At 40.9% G+C, this 17,050-nt stretch carries 18 protein-coding genes; 15 read left to right on the top strand and 3 right to left on the bottom strand.

What is annotated here, in order from left to right:
- The first annotated feature begins 61 nt into the window (after positions 1-61).
- From pyrB to lspA, 7 genes are all read left to right on the top strand, one after another.
- Positions 62-988, top strand: coding sequence for an aspartate carbamoyltransferase (pyrB, locus tag M5U24_RS17245; RefSeq protein ID WP_197705303.1), 927 nt, complete (start codon positions 62-64; stop codon positions 986-988).
- The gene (gene pyrI, locus M5U24_RS17240) at positions 985-1,434 is read left to right on the top strand and encodes an aspartate carbamoyltransferase regulatory subunit (RefSeq protein WP_099323714.1); all 450 of its coding nucleotides are present in this window, start codon (positions 985-987) and stop codon (positions 1,432-1,434) included. The genes pyrB and pyrI overlap by 4 nt, the downstream gene beginning before the upstream one ends.
- A 206-nt stretch (positions 1,435-1,640) precedes the next feature.
- Entirely contained in the window at positions 1,641-2,606 is a 966-nt protein-coding gene (locus M5U24_RS17235) for a calcium/sodium antiporter (RefSeq protein WP_298203121.1), read from the top strand.
- A 205-nt stretch (positions 2,607-2,811) separates the two neighbouring features.
- Entirely contained in the window at positions 2,812-3,501 is a 690-nt protein-coding gene (locus tag M5U24_RS17230; protein ID WP_197705301.1) for an RluA family pseudouridine synthase, read from the top strand.
- A gap of 96 nt (positions 3,502-3,597) precedes the next feature.
- On the top strand, positions 3,598-4,542 hold the full coding sequence (locus M5U24_RS17225; protein ID WP_099323712.1) for an NAD(P)H-binding protein: 945 nt from the start codon (positions 3,598-3,600) through the stop codon (positions 4,540-4,542).
- Positions 4,543-4,850: 308 nt separating this feature from the next.
- A complete protein-coding gene (locus M5U24_RS17220; protein ID WP_157775653.1) occupies positions 4,851-5,225 on the top strand; it encodes a TraR/DksA C4-type zinc finger protein in 375 nt (124 codons plus the stop codon).
- 6 nt (positions 5,226-5,231) lie between these two features.
- On the top strand, positions 5,232-5,711 hold the full coding sequence (lspA, locus tag M5U24_RS17215; RefSeq protein WP_099323710.1) for a signal peptidase II: 480 nt from the start codon (positions 5,232-5,234) through the stop codon (positions 5,709-5,711).
- A 1-nt stretch (position 5,712) separates the two neighbouring features.
- On the opposite strand, the gene ilvE is transcribed toward lspA, so the two are convergent.
- From ilvE to M5U24_RS17200, 3 genes are all read right to left on the bottom strand, one after another.
- Entirely contained in the window at positions 5,713-6,570 is an 858-nt protein-coding gene (gene ilvE, locus M5U24_RS17210; protein WP_099323709.1) for a branched-chain-amino-acid transaminase, read from the bottom strand.
- A 31-nt stretch (positions 6,571-6,601) separates the two neighbouring features.
- Positions 6,602-7,321, bottom strand: a complete 720-nt coding sequence (locus M5U24_RS17205) for an ABC transporter ATP-binding protein (RefSeq protein ID WP_099323708.1) — start codon at positions 7,319-7,321, stop codon at positions 6,602-6,604.
- Positions 7,322-7,399: 78 nt separating this feature from the next.
- The gene (locus M5U24_RS17200) at positions 7,400-7,993 is read right to left on the bottom strand and encodes a ribonuclease HI family protein (protein ID WP_099323707.1); all 594 of its coding nucleotides are present in this window, start codon (positions 7,991-7,993) and stop codon (positions 7,400-7,402) included.
- Positions 7,994-8,189: 196 nt separating this feature from the next.
- Between M5U24_RS17200 and M5U24_RS17195 the strand changes: the two genes are divergently transcribed.
- The 8 genes from M5U24_RS17195 (at position 8,190) to M5U24_RS17160 (ending at position 16,950) form a co-directional block, all read left to right on the top strand.
- Positions 8,190-9,842, top strand: coding sequence for a phosphoenolpyruvate carboxykinase domain-containing protein (locus tag M5U24_RS17195; protein WP_157775651.1), 1,653 nt, complete (start codon positions 8,190-8,192; stop codon positions 9,840-9,842).
- A 448-nt stretch (positions 9,843-10,290) separates the two neighbouring features.
- Entirely contained in the window at positions 10,291-10,674 is a 384-nt protein-coding gene (locus M5U24_RS17190; RefSeq protein WP_298203117.1) for a response regulator, read from the top strand.
- A gap of 30 nt (positions 10,675-10,704) precedes the next feature.
- A complete protein-coding gene (locus tag M5U24_RS17185) occupies positions 10,705-11,430 on the top strand; it encodes a carboxypeptidase regulatory-like domain-containing protein (protein WP_157775648.1) in 726 nt (241 codons plus the stop codon).
- Between the two features lie 3 nt (positions 11,431-11,433).
- A complete protein-coding gene (locus M5U24_RS17180; RefSeq protein WP_197705300.1) occupies positions 11,434-12,843 on the top strand; it encodes a cytochrome B6 in 1,410 nt (469 codons plus the stop codon).
- Positions 12,844-12,972: 129 nt separating this feature from the next.
- Entirely contained in the window at positions 12,973-13,437 is a 465-nt protein-coding gene (locus M5U24_RS17175; RefSeq protein ID WP_099323703.1) for a DNA-binding protein, read from the top strand.
- Between the two features lie 321 nt (positions 13,438-13,758).
- Positions 13,759-15,144, top strand: a complete 1,386-nt coding sequence (locus M5U24_RS17170) for an MBL fold metallo-hydrolase (RefSeq protein ID WP_099323702.1) — start codon at positions 13,759-13,761, stop codon at positions 15,142-15,144.
- 120 nt (positions 15,145-15,264) lie between these two features.
- Entirely contained in the window at positions 15,265-16,275 is a 1,011-nt protein-coding gene (locus tag M5U24_RS17165; protein WP_157775645.1) for a DUF1326 domain-containing protein, read from the top strand.
- A 501-nt stretch (positions 16,276-16,776) separates the two neighbouring features.
- The gene (locus M5U24_RS17160) at positions 16,777-16,950 is read left to right on the top strand and encodes a hypothetical protein (protein ID WP_157775642.1); all 174 of its coding nucleotides are present in this window, start codon (positions 16,777-16,779) and stop codon (positions 16,948-16,950) included.
- The last annotated feature ends 100 nt before the right edge of the window (positions 16,951-17,050 follow it).

Genomic DNA, 17,050 nt, shown 5'->3' with positions numbered 1-17,050 from the left:
GGTCTGATAATATCTTTTCAAATATTAAACAGTGCCACTCCTCTATCAATCGCAGGAACACATGATCAGTTTCAAACAAAGAGATATTATTTCTATCCTCCATTTCAATAAAGAAGAGATTTTATACATTCTTGACGTCACGAAAAGAATGGAACAAACCGATTATTCCCAAATCCTGAAGGGGAAGGTACTGTCAGTGCTGTTTTTTGAGCCTTCCACAAGGACCAGGTTAAGTTTTGAAGCCGCAATGAAACGACTCGGCGGTATGGTAATCGGGTTTGCGGAGTCTGGCGCCACGTCCATTGCTAAGGGCGAATCCTTCAGCGATTCGTTAAAGACAATTGAGGGATATTGTGACGTTGTTGTTCTTCGCCACTATCTTGAAGGAGCTGCACAGCTTGCCGCAGATATTGTTAATGTGCCGGTGATTAATGCCGGTGACGGTTCCAACCAGCACCCAACCCAAACGTTTCTCGATCTTTACACCATTCTAAAAACAAAAGGCATTCTTGAGGGGCTAAAAATTGGCTTTTTAGGAGACCTTAAATATGGCAGAACGGTACACTCTCTCGCCTATGCCCTTGCCTATTTCGGAGCAGAAATGTACTTTATCTCTCCACCTAATTTAAGAATGCCGAATGATTGTATGGAAGAACTGAAGAAAAGGCGCGTAACATGCCATGAGGCAGAATCCCTGCAAGGTATCGGGAAACAACTTGATGTGATTTATTGCACGCGGATCCAGGAAGAGCGTTTTGCCGACCCAATAGAGTTTGAAAAGGTACGTGGGATTTACAGGTTGAGCAAACCCATGATTGAGGGATTGGGGGTAAAGGACGATTTAAAGATAATGCATCCTTTACCGCGTGTGGATGAGATGGACGAAAGTCTTGATGGGACAAATTATGCGGTATATTTTGACCAGGTGCGCAATGGCGTGCCGGTGCGAAAGGCTATTTTGGCAGCAGTATTGGGCGCAACAGAATGAAACAGTTAGACGTTTCCGCTATCAAAGACGGTTCGGTAATCGATCATATCGACAGCAAGAGCACGTTAAAAGTCGCTGATATCTTAAACATAAAGGCCGAAGAGGACGTGGTCCTTGTTGGCATGAACTTATCAAGCAAATGCCTGGGTAAAAAAGGTATTATAAAGATCGGGGGAAAGATACTTGACCAGAAAGAGGTGAACAAAATTGCCCTTATTGCCCCGAATGCCACGGTAAATATTATCAAAGATTATGAAGTGGTGAAGAAGTTTGAAGTCATAGTGCCTGAGATGATTGAGGGTATCGTAAAGTGTTTTAACCCAAATTGTATAAGTAACTATGGCAACATTAAGACACGACAACACCTCCTCCGTAAAAATCCCATAAAACTGCGATGCTACTATTGTGAACGTGTTATGAGTGCAAATGATATTGTGCTTATTTAAACCGGGCGGGTTTTCAATCGGTTATAGTCAAATAACTCTATTTTTCGAAAAGCATTACTGTGTAGGGGCGAAGCATTTGCCTGTGTACAGTATAACTCGTTCAATAGAGCAGAATTGGTGCGTATACATCATTTTATGTCTTTGTCTTCTATGCAGGCAAATGCTTCGCCCCTGCTTTATTAAAAGAGTCTTTCTGTGAAAAAGGAATGTTTGTGATAAGTATGTTGCTGTTTCTTATTGGCGGTTTTGTGATTTTAATGATTGGCGCCGAAGCCCTTGTCAGGGGAGGTTCGTCGCTGGCATTGCGTTTGGGTATTACGCCACTGGTAATTGGGTTAACCATTGTAGCATTTGGAACAAGTAGTCCGGAACTTGCAGTAAGCATTCAATCTGCCCTCAATGGTAACGACTCTATTGCTCTGGGGAATGTGATTGGTTCTAATGTTGCGAATATTGGCCTAATCCTTGGCGTAGCTGCCATTATTCATCCAATATCGGTGCAGGCACAAGTAGTTCGAAGAGAGATTCCCATTATGATTGCTGTCTCCATAGTAATGTGGGCACTTCTTATGGATGGGCAATTGCAATATTGGGACGGCATATTGCTGACAATAGGAATTATTGTGTATATTTACTATTGTTACTATCAGGCACGCAAAGAGAAGGAGCCATCTGTTCAACGTGAGTACGCAGAGGGAATCCCAATAATTAAAGGAAGGATATGGATTCCTGTGGGGTTGATTGTAATAGGCCTTGGTATGCTTATTGGTGGTGGGACATTATTTGTTAAAGGCGCTGTGGAATTAGCAAGATATTTTGGAGTACGTGAGGCGATTATTGGGCTGACAATTGTTGCGGTAGGAACCAGCATGCCTGAATTAGCAACTTCGGTGGTTGCCGCTATTAAAAAAGAGGGAGATATTGCAATTGGTAATGTAGTGGGTTCTAATATATTCAATATTCTTGGAATATTAGGCATTGCCTCTCTGGCACATCCAATAACAAGGAAGAATTTCAATATTGTTGATTTTGGCGTCATGGGATTGTACGCCCTTGTGTTGCTCCCCTTTGCATGGTCGAGGTTTTCACTGGACAGGTGGGAAGGCGCTTTGTTATTAGCTGGTTACGGTGGTTATATTTATTACCTTCTCCACAACATTCCTCCTGTATAACCTAAGCTGGACAAACCAGAACCAAACAAACATGATATACTAAAGAGGAACCACAGATTAAAAAATTCTTATATTTTTATATGACATGGAAACAAACTATTATGGGACAACATCGCAGATAGTTTTTTCTCAATGAAGAATATTTATTAAACTATGCAATATGCCTAAAAAGAAACATTTTTCCAAAAGATATCATCCAAGAGGATTGGCAATACTTTATGAAGACGAAGACATACTGGTGATAGATAAACCGGCAGGTCTTTTAACCATGGGTACGGATACAAATAAGACAAAAACCGCTTATTACATGCTCAATGATTATGTGCGTAAGGGATGCGTTAAATCCAGAAAACACGTTTTTATTATTCACCGCCTTGATCGTGATGCTTCAGGACTGCTTCTTTTTGCAAAGAATATAAGGTCAAAGCTTAATTTGCAGAGCCAATGGCAGAATACGGAGAAGAAATATCTGACGGTAGTTCATGGCAGACTTGCAAAGAAAGCAGGAACTATCAGCACATACCTGGCGGAGAATAAAGCTCAGGTTGTGTATTCCACGTCTGACACAAAAAAAGGGAAATTGTCCCATACTGTGTATAGGGTTCTTAAAGAAACCAAATACTTCAGTTTGTTGGAAATTAAACTTTTGACCGGCAGAAAGAATCAGATACGGGTACATCTTACCGAACAGGGATACCCGATTGTGGGCGATAAAAAGTATGGAAAAGAAAAAGGGGCTTACAAACGGTTAGCGCTCCATGCGTATTCGATATCTTTCAAACACCCGTTCAGCGGAAAGCCGATTACTTTTGAAACAAAGGCGCCAGGATATTTTAATAAACTGGTGGGTGGTATAGATGGTGAGGATAAACCTTTACAAACCAGTGAAGAATAAAAGGATACAGGCAGTTATTTTTCGAGACGTGTAGTCAGGCCTTTTTTGTAAAATATCACATAATCAACTTTATACACCTTTATTTAAATAAATGCTATGCAAGTAGCAATTCTTGGAGCGACAGGTTGTGTTGGGCATAGCCTCATAAAAAAACTTATTACCGCCAATGATCATAATATAATTGCCGCATGCAGATCCGAAAACAAGACCGTCAACGGTTTGGTTTCTGAGAGATTGACGTGGAGGACGGTGAATCTGGAATATCCTGAAAGTATTAGGGATTTTCTTCAAGGCGCTGAAGTTCTGGTATATTTGGTACATTCTCTAAAATCTTCCGGATTTGAGTCTCTTGATAAAATGTATGCTCAAAAAACGGGGGAAGCGGCGTCTAAAACAGAGATAAAAAAGATTATATATTTAAGCGGTATTATTCCAAAGCATGAAAAACTTTCGCACCATTTGAAGAGCAGGAGGGAAACAGGGGAAGCGCTTGCAGCACACGGGATAAGTGTGGGTGAAGTCCGTGCAAGCGTCCTGCTGGGTACCTGCAGCGCCTCGTACAGGATGGTATATTACCTTGCGAAGCGTCTCCCCATAATGATAACGCCAAAGTGGCTGAATTCACTGTGCGCCCCCATTGCGCTTGAAGATGCCGTTGAAGTGCTTGAGAAGTCGATTAAAAGGGATATAAAAGGACATGAAATCTTTGAAATAGGATCGGATATAATGCATTATCGTGACTTGTTGTCCCTTTGCGGAAAATCGATACATGGTTATGCAAATGTCATTTTACCCGTGCCATTTTTTGCTATTTCGTTATCGTCTCTCTGGGTAGAGTTTGTAACAGGCGTCCCAAATTCTATTGCGAGGGCGTTAGCAGAAAGTCTTATAAATGATTCAGTCTATTCAAACAATCGATTTAAAGAAATTACCGGACATGCTCCCAAGCCGGTAGAAGATGCACTGAAGGAATGTGCGGAACAGATGAAGAAAGAGCGGGAAGAACGTATTGCATCGTTTGGCTTGAAAAAAGGTGGGTAATGCAATAACCCCTGTACACTGTTTTTATGTCGTATCAGCTTCATACCCAATCACAAAAACACACCGACGCAGACAAAGAAACACTATAACAAGTTTAGATAGCAAACAGGTGAAAACACTGGTGAAACAACACTAAACAACATTACGCAATATTACTCACAACTATATCAAAAGTGCATAAAAACGGCATTAGAATTTCATTGACTAATTACTAATATGTGCTAAACTTCCCAAATATTTACTTGCAAGTATAGTGTGCTATGGTTTGTGGAATAGTTCTCTGCCAAATTAATTTTATGGAGAAAGAAATGAAGGATGAATACGCACCTTACAGGAAGCTGCTCCTTTCGCTAAGGGAAAAATTGGTTGGAAAGGTTGATTACATGCAGGAAGAGACATTGAAAAAATCAAGACAAGATGCATCGGGGGATTTATCAAACGTTCCTATCCATATGGCAGATGTTGGTACAGACAACTATGAGCGGGAGCTGATGATTGAGCTTATGCAGAGCGGAGAAGATAGCGTGCGAAGCATAGATGATGCATTGGAAAGGATAGAAGAAGGCACCTTTGGCATATGTGAAGCATGCGAGAAGAAAATTAACAGGGAACGATTGAAAGCGGTCCCTTATGCAAGTCTTTGCGTAAATTGTCAAAGGGAAGAAGAACTTGGCAACATCTAATCAGCTATGAAGAAAAAAATTTCGTTTGTCATTACTATTGTAAGTGGCATTTTTGCTGATATTGTTTCAAAATGGTATGTTTTTTCTCAGCCAGACCGGTTTAAAAAAATAACGATCATTCCCGGGTTTCTAAATATAATACAAAGCGAAAACAAAGGGATAGTCTTTGGGATGTTTCCCGGGAAAGCCAATATATTTATCTTACTTTCTCTTCTGGCTATTGCGGCAATTTTATTTATTTATATTAAATCAGATAAAAATATCTTTAGTTCGAACGTTGCTTTAGGGCTTATTCTGGCGGGTGCTATTGGAAATTTGTGGGATAGGATATGGTTTAAATGCGTGAGGGATTTTATTGATTTGCACTTGGGCGAAAAATATCATTGGCCCACCTTCAACGTAGCGGATGGCTTGATTTGTGTAGGTATTTCGCTAATGGTCTTCGCCTCATTTTCTCCTTCAAAGCATAAAAAATCAGGGCAATAGGTTATTTTGTCGTTAGCAGGCGATAACGTGCCAATAGGTCGAGAGTGATTTTTCCAGGTTTGCCCGTGCCTATCGTTCGCCCGTCGATTTTTACTACCGGTATAATTTCCGCGGCAGTTCCTGTTAAAAAACATTCATCTGCAAAGTACAAATCATATCGCGTCATTAATTCCTCTCTTACGGTAATTCCCATATCTTTTGCGAGTTTCATGACGCAGTTTCTTGTAATGCCAATTAATATGCTGGCACTTTCCGGAGGAGTGAGAAGCGTGTCATTTTTAAAAATGAAAATATTATCCCCGGAACATTCTGCCACATAACCATCTTTGTTGAGCATCAATGCCTCGCCTGCGTTTGACCGTATCGATTCAATTTTCGCCAGGATATTATTCAGATAATTAAGAGACTTGATTTTTGGGTCCAGGGAAGAGTAATGGTTCCTTATGGTAGTTACCGTAACTATTTCCAGTCCGTTTTCATAAAGGGCTTTAGGGTATAATTCTATCATATCTGTAATGATAATAATTTCCGGAGTGGAACACTTATTGGGATCAAGGCCAAGTTTTCCGGTACCGCGGGTAACAACAATTCTTATGTAAGCATCAGTTTGTTTATTTGCTTCTAAAGTATCTTTTATTGCTTTTACCATTTCCGGTTTTGTTATGGGTATGGTAAGGTCAATGGCTCTGGCAGAATTGTAAAGTCTGTCAATATGTTCATCCAGCGCAAATATATTTTGATTGTAAACACGTATGCCTTCAAAAACACCATCGCCATAAAGAAGTCCATGGTCAAATACGGATATTTTGGCGTCTTCTTTTGGAAATAATTTACCGCTTATATAAACCTTTAATCCCATTGTAGTTTTGTTTACTCCTTTCACATGCTGTTTAATAGATAATGCGGCCGTCTGTTATTTTAATAACCCGGTCTGCCTGGTCTGCCATGCCTTGATCGTGCGTAACAATGACAACTGTTTGATGCATGGTTTTGTTCAATCCCCATATCATGTCTCTGATTCCATCGCCCGTTTGTGTGTCAAGATTTCCCGTAGGTTCATCGCATAATAACAATTCAGGTTGATTGATAAGTGCCCGTACAATTGCTACCCGTTGTTTTTCTCCTCCGGACAATTTATGCGGCTTGTGTGTTAATCGACCACCAAGCCCTACCCTTTCCAAGAGAGAAACTGCCCGATTATGAAAATTCTCCTTTGACGGCGCATTTTTTGAAAATTGTTTTCCTATAAAACAGGGTAGCAAAACATTTTCCAATGCAGTAAAATCAGGCAGAAGATGATAAAACTGGAAAACGAAACCAAAAACGCGGTTGCGCAATTCAGCTTGTTTTGACGGACTTAACCGGGATACATCATTCCCTTTGTAAAGTAAAGAGCCGGAAGTCGGTGTATCCAAAGCCCCTAGGATATGTAATAATGTGCTTTTCCCGGCGCCTGAAGCACCTACGATTACAACAATTTCACCCTTTTCAACCGACAGGGATATTTCTCGCAAGACGGGTAATATTTGTTCACCGCTTTTGTATTCTTTGTATATATTTATAGCTTGTAATAGCGTATGGTTGTTATCGTTAACAGTTGGATTTGACATGTTTGTGCTAAAAGGTGAACTTTTCGAGGTAACTATATCACACAGGTAACTATTATTCAATTATTAATTTAACGCACTTTATGATGCGGAGTCAATCGCTCTGTTGGCAATGGTATCTGCAAGAGAATTTTCTTCTCTGGGAACATGAGATATTTCCCACAATGGCAGCGTTTTAAAAAGAGTCATGAGTTTTTTATGGAGAGATATCAGCGTAGGATTTTTTACCCGATAGATGCCCTTTACCTGCCGTACCAGCAGTTCGCTGTCAGTTTTGAAAACTACTTTGCCGGGATAGTAAGAGACGGCTTTTTGGGCGGCAAGAATCATGGCTTCATATTCCGCTACATTGTTGGTGGCTTCTCCTAAAAATTTACCGATTTCTTCAACAAGATGATAATTGCCATCAAAAATTGCAATGCCAGCTCCCGCCTTTCCCGGATTTCCACGCGAAGCGCCGTCTGTATGAATAACTAATGTATGAAATTTCTTATTTGGTGATAAAGAATGAGGGGATGAGGCAATGGATGTTCCCGCTTCACTGTCCCCTGAGCCCTTTTGAAAAAAAATATCAATCATTTCATTTGTGATATGTGGATTTTCCCGGATGAGCCTTTTTCTGTCTACGTATCGGGATATGAGAGCTGATAACGCCTGCAACTTTATTTTTTCCATGTTGGCTTAAGCTGAATGTATGCGGATATTTTACAAGCCTCATTCTAAAATCCAGAGGCATGAATGGCAATTATTATTTAAAGTATTTTGCTGTTTGCCTATTATATGTGTTTATTATAATGAGGCGGGTTTGGTTATTGATGGTCCATTGTGTAAAAGTCTGTTTTAAGAATCATACATGAAGAAAGGAGAGAAAATGATTTCAACCACATCGTTCGAAAACGAGATTCAGTCAATAAACAGGATAGTACAATATTTAAAAGAAGCACCAAATGTAATTAATTCCACTGATTGGACATTGCGGCGTAATGCAGAAAGGCACGCTTTGTTTACACAATTTGGAAATATTGCAGTCCATTCTACCGTAAAGAATCGCAGCGCTAAATTAACCGTGTGCATAGGAAGTCCTGAAGTATGTCAAACGTCTCTTCATCCCCTACAAACAGAAATAGTGAATAATCTCGCAAAAACATTGGATTCTGTTGAATTATATATAAGAAAAGCGCCATTTGTCAGGATTAACCGGAATATGGGTGACAATCGTGAATTCTCGCCGAATTGTACTATTTTTGTCTCCATACAACGTCCGGAAATGATCCGCCTGGCATACATGGCATGGGCCGCTCTCTTCCCGCCAAAGCAGGAAACAGAGCCGAAACAATATATAATATATATCCCAGAGTGGCAGGAGAGTGCCAGGCAAATAGTAGTCTTTCCTGAAATAAGCACTACGGTTGTCCTGGGGACGGATTATTACGGCGAATCCAAAAAAGGGTTCCTGAGAATGGCTATGTGGAATGCTAAACAAAGGGGGATGCTTGGTCTCCATGCCGGCGCTAAGATTATAAAAGCAAGGGGAATTGATGGCGGCATAAAAAAATACGGGATGCTTATTTTGGGGTTGAGCGGTACGGGCAAAACAACCCATACATGCCATACACATGATTTGAGCGATGAGGGAGAGGGTATTGAAATATTACAGGATGATGTGGTATTTCTCAAAAAAGACGGCTCTGCTTATGGCTCAGAACGCGGGTTTTATTTAAAGACGGAAGGATTAGACGCTGTCTCTCAACCAATTATCTACAAGGCCTCAATATCACGGAATGCCATCTTTGAAAATGTCATGGTTGATTATGAAGGAAATGTTTTTTTCGATGACTATACACTAACGAGTAACGGTCGTGGGATTATGCTCCGGAGTGATTTACATCCGTATATTTCAGAGAGTATTGATTTACCGGCTATTGACGAAATGGATGGATTAATTGTTGCATTCATTACACGCCGCCATACGGTTGTTCCTTTAGCGGCGAAACTTACTCCGGAACAGGCAGGAGCAGTATTCATGCTTGGAGAATCGATTGAAACGTCCGCTGGCGACCCGAAACGAGCGGGGGAGTCTGTCCGTTCCGTTGGAACAAATCCATTTATCATAGGAGATAAATCCTATGATGGAAACTGGTTTTATGATTTTGTAAAGCGAAATGAAGGTAAGGTGCAATGTTACCAGTTAAATACAGGTGGAGTAGGGGAGATTATTGAAAAACTGCCGGATGGAAAGAAGGTAACAAAGCGCAAGGTGAAGCGTGTAGAGATTGTAGAAATGTCAGCGATAATCCGGGGCATTGTTCGCGGAACAATTAAATGGGAAAATGACAGGCATTGGAATTTCGCGTCGCCTGCATACGTTGAAGGTATGGACATTTCCAATTATAGGGTTGAGAAATTTTACAATGAGACAAGTATTGCGCAACAGGTGTCTGATTTGAGGCGTGAGCGGATTGAATACATTAAAGGGTTTGACAAATTAAATAAAGAAATTGTTAAAGCGGTAGAGACAATATAGAGAAAGCAATTGGTGTTATACTATTTCTCAGGATAAAAAAACCACTAAACCGCTGAACTGAGAAGATGGAGATGGTGTGGTTTTCAATTAGAAAATGGAATGAACACACAAATAAATGTTATAAATATTCGTTTGAAAAAATGTATTTATAAATCATACCCGCAGGTATTTCCCGCAAAAGAAGGGCTATGAAAGAAGTTGTGAAGAGGGAATCATGGCGGCTCTATACGCTAAATAAAGGTGTTTCTATCGTGGTACATACTTTTGGGTACACTAGAACGGGTGTACCCATTTTAGGGTATTGGTAAATATAAATTAATAGTGTAGCATGCGGGAAAGAGATATTTTCTGGTAGATAAAAAAAGAAAAATAATAACCGTCCTAAAGCCAAATTGTTTTTTGTATCTGTAAATATGGTGATTGAAAGTGATTTACAAAGGAGGGACGTATGAAAACTATTCTAGTCGTAGAAGATGATAAAAATCAACGCTTATGGTACAAACAGGAATTGGAAAGGGAAGGGTATAATGTTGTAACCGCAGGGGATGGAACAGATTGCATAAAAATGGTAGATGATTATTTACCGGATATAATAGTAATGGATATTGTTATGCCTAAGATGGATGGACTTGAGTCTATGGGGAAAATTTTAAGCGAGCATAGAAAAATACCAGTCATTATCAACACGGCATATAGTTGTTATAAGGCAAGTTTTTTGTCATGGCCGGCCGATGCATACCTAACAAAATCATCTGATCTTAAAGAATTAAAAAATACGATAAGAGGAATCCTGGGGGAAAATGGGGGCGTATTTAATAAGGTTAATTATTAAATGTTTTTTGCAAAAGAGAGAAAAGTACAAATGAAAAAAAATGTGATGAACTTTTTTGTCTTGTTTTTCATTGTATTTACGCTTAATGCAGTGCCGTTGGTATACGCAGAGGAGGGAGAGACTTTAAGCGCTGAAGAAGCGGCAGCGCTACAGAAGAAACTTAGCGCCGCACAATTGGAGTTAAAAAAAGCGGTTAAAAATGTTCCGGAAATCGAGAATGCGGGAACCATTAAAGGGGTTGTTACCTGTGCGAGATCAAGGACAAATGCCGATGCTATTGTGTTTATTGAAAAAGTTGGAGATAACGTATTTGATCCGCCAAAAGAACATGCGGTAGTAGACCAATTGAATTTAACCTATGTTCCGCATGTAATAGCAATACAAAAAGGCACCGTTGTTGACTTTCCGAATAGTGATGCTGTACGACACAATGTTTTCTCTCCCCCAACTGCTGCAATGCAATTTAACCTTGGCACCTATCCCGCCGGCGTTGTGAAAGAAGTCTTATTCGATGTTGTGGGAGAAACCCCGCTGCTTTGCAATGTACATGCAGAAATGTCCGGATTTGTCGTTTCATTTGAGAATCCGTATTTTGCAGTTACCGACGATGCAGGAAATTATAGTATTGAAGGTGTTCCACCTGGTAAATATGTGCTAAAAACCTGGCACGAAAGGCTTATGTCTTTGTCCAAAGAGGTTGTGGTGGAAGAGGGAAAGACGGTAAACGTTAATTTTGAACTTAAAAGGAGGAGGTAGGGTATGGTTATTGAAAGGAAATACGGCATAAGACTTTTGACTATTACTATATTATTTTGTGCAGGATTGAAGTTTTCCCATGCACAGGAAGGCGCGATTTCTGACAAGCCAATTATAAAACAGGAAAGTAGGGAATCTAGCTATTCTTCAGTCATAGAAGAACCGATTGATAAGGCTATTGAACATGATAAAGCAAAGAAGGACGGCATTATGAAACGCCATATGGATTTGCTTAATGAACGCTATGATCTCTCCATGAAAGTAACGAACGACGTCACCATGTCACGTGGAAAACCTTTGCCGGTAGGGCCCACTGCGCGGTTGAAAGATGGAATGTCATGGGAAAAACTGTCAACTATGACGCCGGAAGATATAAAAGAAAAAAATGTATTTCCGTATCTTCCTCTGCCCCATCCAAACCATGCCACCGGCGGGATGTTGTTTTCTCAAATACAGGTGGAAAAATTCCCACGGCTGAAGCGCTTTGATCTGGATTTTGACATACCGGAGTATTTTTTGCCAGAATTTCCGCCTGCCATTTTTCTTACTACTCATAAGGATAAAGGAGATGTGTCTCAGGGGAAAGTGGTGACTTTGGAAAACTATTATGAATTGTTTAATGGTCTTTTAAATCCTAAACAACTTGAGGGCCTGCGGCTTTTGGTAACACAGTTTCCTCAGCAGCAGTTTAATGCAACTGCTGACAGGAAGAGTGAAAAGCCCAGTCAGGGAGTAACCTGTTTTGATTGTCACCTGAATGGCCACACATCGGCAGCCACGCATCTGGTGGGAGATATCCGTCCGCAATCTCATAGAAATCGCCTCGATACCCCAACGTTACGTGGGGTTAATATTCAGCGGCTTTTCGGGTCGCAACGCGCATTAAAATCCATAGAGGATTTCACTGAGTTTGAGCAGCGAGCCGCATATTTTGACGGAGATATTCTGACGGCAATAAAGAAAGGTACAAATATTCTTGAACGCGGCAGCCAGGTACATTTCATGGCAGAGTTTCAGTCGCTTCTGGATTTTCCTCCAGCGCCAAAACTTGATATTTTTGGCCGCCTAGATACAAAAAAGGCTACCGATTCTGAAATAAGGGGACAGGCAATATTTTTCAGCAAAGGAAAATGCTTTAAATGTCACCCTGCACCATATTACACCGATAACCTTATGCACGATCTTCAGGTTGAGAGATTCTACAAGCCGCAGGTGATCAATGGTCAGTATATCCGCGCAGAAGGGCCTATCAAGACATTCCCTCTCAGGGGAATTAAAGATTCGCCCCCTTATCTGCACGACGGGAGATTGTTGACGCTGGAAGATACTGTGGAATTTTTTAACCTTGTGTTAGAAACAAACCTGAATGTGGAAGAGAAAAATGACCTCGTTGCCTTCCTGAGACAATTATGATGGTATTTGTTCCAGCTTGAAAACAACAGCTATCGTATAAAAATTAAATGTTTTTCCTGATTACAGCGTGTCGCAAGTGCGACATAGCGGTTGCTGTTCAGAGATAATAAAGAAAGGAGAGAATGCGAAATGAAGAAGATAAGTGTGATTGTAGCAGTAGTGGTAATAGTTACTACCAGTATGTTAACAGAATCCTTTTCCCAGCCCAAGGGGGGTATGAAGTGGAAAGGAAGTTGTGGCTGGAGTACAAGCGGACAATACGGGAGGTTATTTGATCCGGCTACTGTAGAGACCTTACATGGAGAGGTGACGAATGTAGATATCTTTATCCCTCAGAAGGGCATGTCCGGCGGTGTACACCTTACGCTAAAAACGGATAAGGGAGAAATTCCGGTTCATCTGGGTCCGGCCTGGTATATTGAGAACCAGGAAATTGCTATCGAACAGAATGATATGATTGAGGTCAAAGGTTCGAGGATTAATTTCGAAGGAAAACCGGCAATCATTGCCGCAAATGTCAGGAAGGGCGATGCTGTATTAACGCTTCGCGATGAAAAAGGAACTCCTGTATGGAGCGGATGGCGAAGAAAGTAACGTTGCTGTTTTTCATACAAATAATAAATAATGTAATAGTTCCGCCCCTCTCAGGAGACGAACCTTATAGGCAATTTCTTTGCACACTTCCATTCGTCAGTGCGTGCTTTTTGACAAAGTATTTAATGGTGAAATACGAAATGCTAAATACGAATCCACCCCCTGCACCCCCGCCAGCGGGGGACATTATCCCCCTTTAGAGGAGGCAAGGGGGAGGATTTTGGAATTTGTTTCGGATTTCGGATTTCGTGCTTCGTATTTTTTATTTATAGGTGGGTGAACTATTGCCAAATGCTCAAATACCCGGCAAGGAGAATTAACATGTATTTCAAACAAATTGAAACTCCTGGGATCGGTTGCCTTTCTTATGTGATTGGTTGCCCCGCTGCAAAAGTTGCGGCAGTTATTGACCCTAAAAGAGAGATACAGGAATACCTTGATATAACGAGAAATCAGGGAATGAAGATAACACACGTTATCGAAACACATATCCATGCCGATCATATAAGCGGCAATTTGGAAATCACCGCCCGTACAGGCGCTGATATCTATTTTTACGAGAAAGCGCCCGTTGCCTTTAAACACAAGACTTTAAAAGAAGGAGACACTATTGAATTAGGTACGGCAATACTTGAGGTGCTACATACTCCCGGACACACGCCGCATTCCATCTCGCTTTTAGTAAAAGACACAAGCAGGTCGGAGGAGGAACCATGGTTTATGCTAACCGGTGATCTTCTGTTTGTCGGGGATGTAGGAAGGCCTGACCTGGCAGGTAAAGAACTTTTAGAAAAACAGGTAAAAAATCTTTATGAAAGTATTTATAAAAAATTAGGTAAACTACCCGATCGTTTAGGGGTTTATCCGGCACATGGACAAGGCTCTCTTTGCGGAAAAGGCATTAGTTCTAAAACCAGCACAACGCTGGGATATGAACGCCACGCGAACCCTCTTCTACGTCTTGATTCTTTGGATGAATTTAAAAAATCTTTAATGCGGGAATACCCTGATCGCCCAAAGAGTTTTTCTCACATTATATCAATGAACATGAAAGGTGCACCATGGCTGGATAAATTCAACGATGACAGACCTCTGACACCCTTGCAATTTAGGGAAGCACTGAAAAGAGGAGCGAAGATCATTGATACAAGGGATGCATCTGCCTATGGCGGCGTACATATTCCGGGAAGTATTAATATCGGCTTTGGGAGTCAAATGGCGAACTGGATCGGTATGGCGGTGGAGCCTGAGTCTAACATCCTCCTGGTCTTTACCGAAGACACAAAGTATAGAGATATGCGCTCCATCCTTTACAGGATTGGTTACGACAATATTATTGGATATTTGCAAAGCGGCATTTCGGCCTGGCAGGAGCAGGGGTTTCCTATACAAAGACTTCCTCAGATCTCGGCGCAGGAATTGCGCGATGAAATTAAGAGTAGTACGTATCAGTATATAATAGACGTCAGGTCGGAATCTGAATGGAACAAAGGGCATATAGAAGAAGCGGAGCTTTTGCCGCTATCGGACATGCTTCTTAAAGAAGTGGATTTGCCCAAAGAAGAAAAAATTATAGTTACCTGTCGCGTGGGATATCGCGGGAGTATAGGGGCAAGTTACTTACAACTACATGGCTATACAAACGTACACAATCTTGCCGGTGGGATGCAGGCATGGTCCAATGCCGGGCTACCATTAAAGGTATGAAAGTATATACGAAAAATGAGCGCCGATGCTATTGGTTGTGAAACTCCAAGCAGGTGAAAAATAACAAAGATAGTGCGGATGAAATCGGAAAGTTAAAAACATTAACGAAGGAGGTTTAACATGCGTACAAAATATTATATTCTTTTATTGATACTGTTTTTTGTTGGTATTCCTCTGTTCTTTGTCTCAAATGTTACTGCGGAGGAAACATATCATATTGAAGGTGTTTTTGTAGAAGGGTGCAGTTGTGATATTCCCTGCCCTTGCGAATTGATTTCTTTCAACATGGGGTGCCAGACGGTGGCCGCTCTGTCTTTGGAAGAAAGTATATTTAAGGGTACAGACCTGACAGGGGTAAAAATTGCATACGCAACGAAACCGGGAGAATGGGTGCGTATTTATGTTGATGCAAAAAATGAAGAACAAAAACAAGCAGCTATAGCATTTGCAAAAATCATTTGCGCCGCATATGGTAAGATAGAAAGCGCTGGTAGTGCGAAAATAGCATTCTCTGGCAAGGGTGGTAATTTCGCTGTGACAGTCGATGGTGGTAAGATTATGGTATTAACAACGGAACCTGTGCTTGGAGGTGACAACGCAACCCCTGTAATGCATACAAACACCAAAAGCAAACTTAATCGGGTATTTATGCAGGGAAGAGTTGTTTCTGCCAGTTTTCATGATGGAGAACGAAAATTTGAACTTAAAGGAAGTAACGCATACTTTAATACAAACATGAAATGTGAGGGCTACTTGGCGGTGCAAAAAGAGGTGAGATGCCCTTTGTGTCATATGCCGCTGAAAGGGAATGAAAATACTGATTACCAGATTACCTATACCAATGGTGAAACAGTATCATATATATGTCCACACTGTGGGTTATGGGAACATGCAGGAAATAAAGACAAAATAGCATCCGTTAGGGCAAGGGATTTTATTAGCGGCGAATGGATGGATGTTTCAAAGATGTACATGCTCCATCATAGCGATGCCGTTCCTGCTTGTTCTGATAACTGGATCGCCTTTGGCAAAAAGGATGATGCAGTAAAATTCCAAAAAGGATTTGGTGGAAAAATCTACACATTTGAAGAAGCCCTTGAAAAAAGAGGCAAACAACCATCAGGGCATTAGTATTTTTCATAATAAGCCTGACTGTACTTGAGAATTAAATACTTAGGGATTTTAAACCGATTATGTAGCGGTAAGGCGAGACTTGCTACGACATTAAATGTTTATGGATTTCAATATTTTCAGTTAAGCAATGAACAAACCCACCCCTCAAACCCCTCCTATAGAGACGCATGGCCCTGCGTCTCTATATCAAATTCCCCTATTTGGAGGGGTAAGGGGTGGGTAAAAATGAATGCCGGTTGGTTTTTTATTTAAAAACCCAACCTAATTTAAAAATATGTATTAAAGGCCTGGCACGAAAAAAACTCAAGGAGATATCACATAAGTTGCAGTAGAGGTGGGTAAGGCGGCTATCTAAAATTTTGAGTTAAAAAGAAGAAGAAGATAATCGTTGGCCAAAACAGTCTTTAGTAGGGTGGATAAAGGCGCAGTCTTGGTATTAACAATATTCCACCGAAAGTTTGCACCTATTCATGTGTTTATTGCCAGTTGGGGTACACGATGCGAAGGCTTGTTAAGCGACGTGAATTTTATAAACCTGATGTTATTCTGAAAGAAGCGGATGAGAAAATAGAGAAGCTAAGGGAATCTGGAGAATACATAGATTACCTTACTTTTGTGCCTGACGGTGAACCTCCCTGGATGTCAATCTTGGTCTGGAGATTGAAGCGCTGAAATCGTATGGGATAAAGATTGCGGCGATTACCATGTATCCCTCATCTGGCGTGCAGATGTCCGGCGCAAAATCAACAGGCCTTACAAAATTTGTAACTAT

The organism is Candidatus Kuenenia sp., from assembly GCF_027493735.1.
Lineage (GTDB): Bacteria > Planctomycetota > Brocadiia > Brocadiales > Brocadiaceae > Kuenenia > Kuenenia stuttgartiensis_A.
This window is presented reverse-complemented; position numbering and strand designations above follow the sequence as displayed.

What these genes read in the sequence shown, in the direction of transcription:
- pyrB (WP_197705303.1), top strand. Translation starts at nt 62, where the DNA reads ATGATCAGTTTCAAACAAAGAGATATTATTTCTATCCTCCATTTCAAT.
- pyrI (WP_099323714.1), top strand. Translation starts at nt 985, where the DNA reads ATGAAACAGTTAGACGTTTCCGCTATCAAAGACGGTTCGGTAATCGAT.
- M5U24_RS17235 (WP_298203121.1), top strand. Translation starts at nt 1,641, where the DNA reads ATGTTTGTGATAAGTATGTTGCTGTTTCTTATTGGCGGTTTTGTGATT.
- M5U24_RS17225 (WP_099323712.1), top strand. Translation starts at nt 3,598, where the DNA reads ATGCAAGTAGCAATTCTTGGAGCGACAGGTTGTGTTGGGCATAGCCTC.
- M5U24_RS17220 (WP_157775653.1), top strand. Translation starts at nt 4,851, where the DNA reads ATGAAGGATGAATACGCACCTTACAGGAAGCTGCTCCTTTCGCTAAGG.
- lspA (WP_099323710.1), top strand. Translation starts at nt 5,232, where the DNA reads ATGAAGAAAAAAATTTCGTTTGTCATTACTATTGTAAGTGGCATTTTT.
- ilvE (WP_099323709.1), bottom strand. Translation starts at nt 6,570, where the DNA reads ATGGGATTAAAGGTTTATATAAGCGGTAAATTATTTCCAAAAGAAGAC.
- M5U24_RS17205 (WP_099323708.1), bottom strand. Translation starts at nt 7,321, where the DNA reads ATGTCAAATCCAACTGTTAACGATAACAACCATACGCTATTACAAGCT.
- M5U24_RS17200 (WP_099323707.1), bottom strand. Translation starts at nt 7,993, where the DNA reads ATGGAAAAAATAAAGTTGCAGGCGTTATCAGCTCTCATATCCCGATAC.
- M5U24_RS17195 (WP_157775651.1), top strand. Translation starts at nt 8,190, where the DNA reads ATGATTTCAACCACATCGTTCGAAAACGAGATTCAGTCAATAAACAGG.
- M5U24_RS17190 (WP_298203117.1), top strand. Translation starts at nt 10,291, where the DNA reads ATGAAAACTATTCTAGTCGTAGAAGATGATAAAAATCAACGCTTATGG.
- M5U24_RS17185 (WP_157775648.1), top strand. Translation starts at nt 10,705, where the DNA reads ATGAAAAAAAATGTGATGAACTTTTTTGTCTTGTTTTTCATTGTATTT.
- M5U24_RS17180 (WP_197705300.1), top strand. Translation starts at nt 11,434, where the DNA reads ATGGTTATTGAAAGGAAATACGGCATAAGACTTTTGACTATTACTATA.
- M5U24_RS17175 (WP_099323703.1), top strand. Translation starts at nt 12,973, where the DNA reads ATGAAGAAGATAAGTGTGATTGTAGCAGTAGTGGTAATAGTTACTACC.
- M5U24_RS17170 (WP_099323702.1), top strand. Translation starts at nt 13,759, where the DNA reads ATGTATTTCAAACAAATTGAAACTCCTGGGATCGGTTGCCTTTCTTAT.
- M5U24_RS17165 (WP_157775645.1), top strand. Translation starts at nt 15,265, where the DNA reads ATGCGTACAAAATATTATATTCTTTTATTGATACTGTTTTTTGTTGGT.
- M5U24_RS17160 (WP_157775642.1), top strand. Translation starts at nt 16,777, where the DNA reads ATGCGAAGGCTTGTTAAGCGACGTGAATTTTATAAACCTGATGTTATT.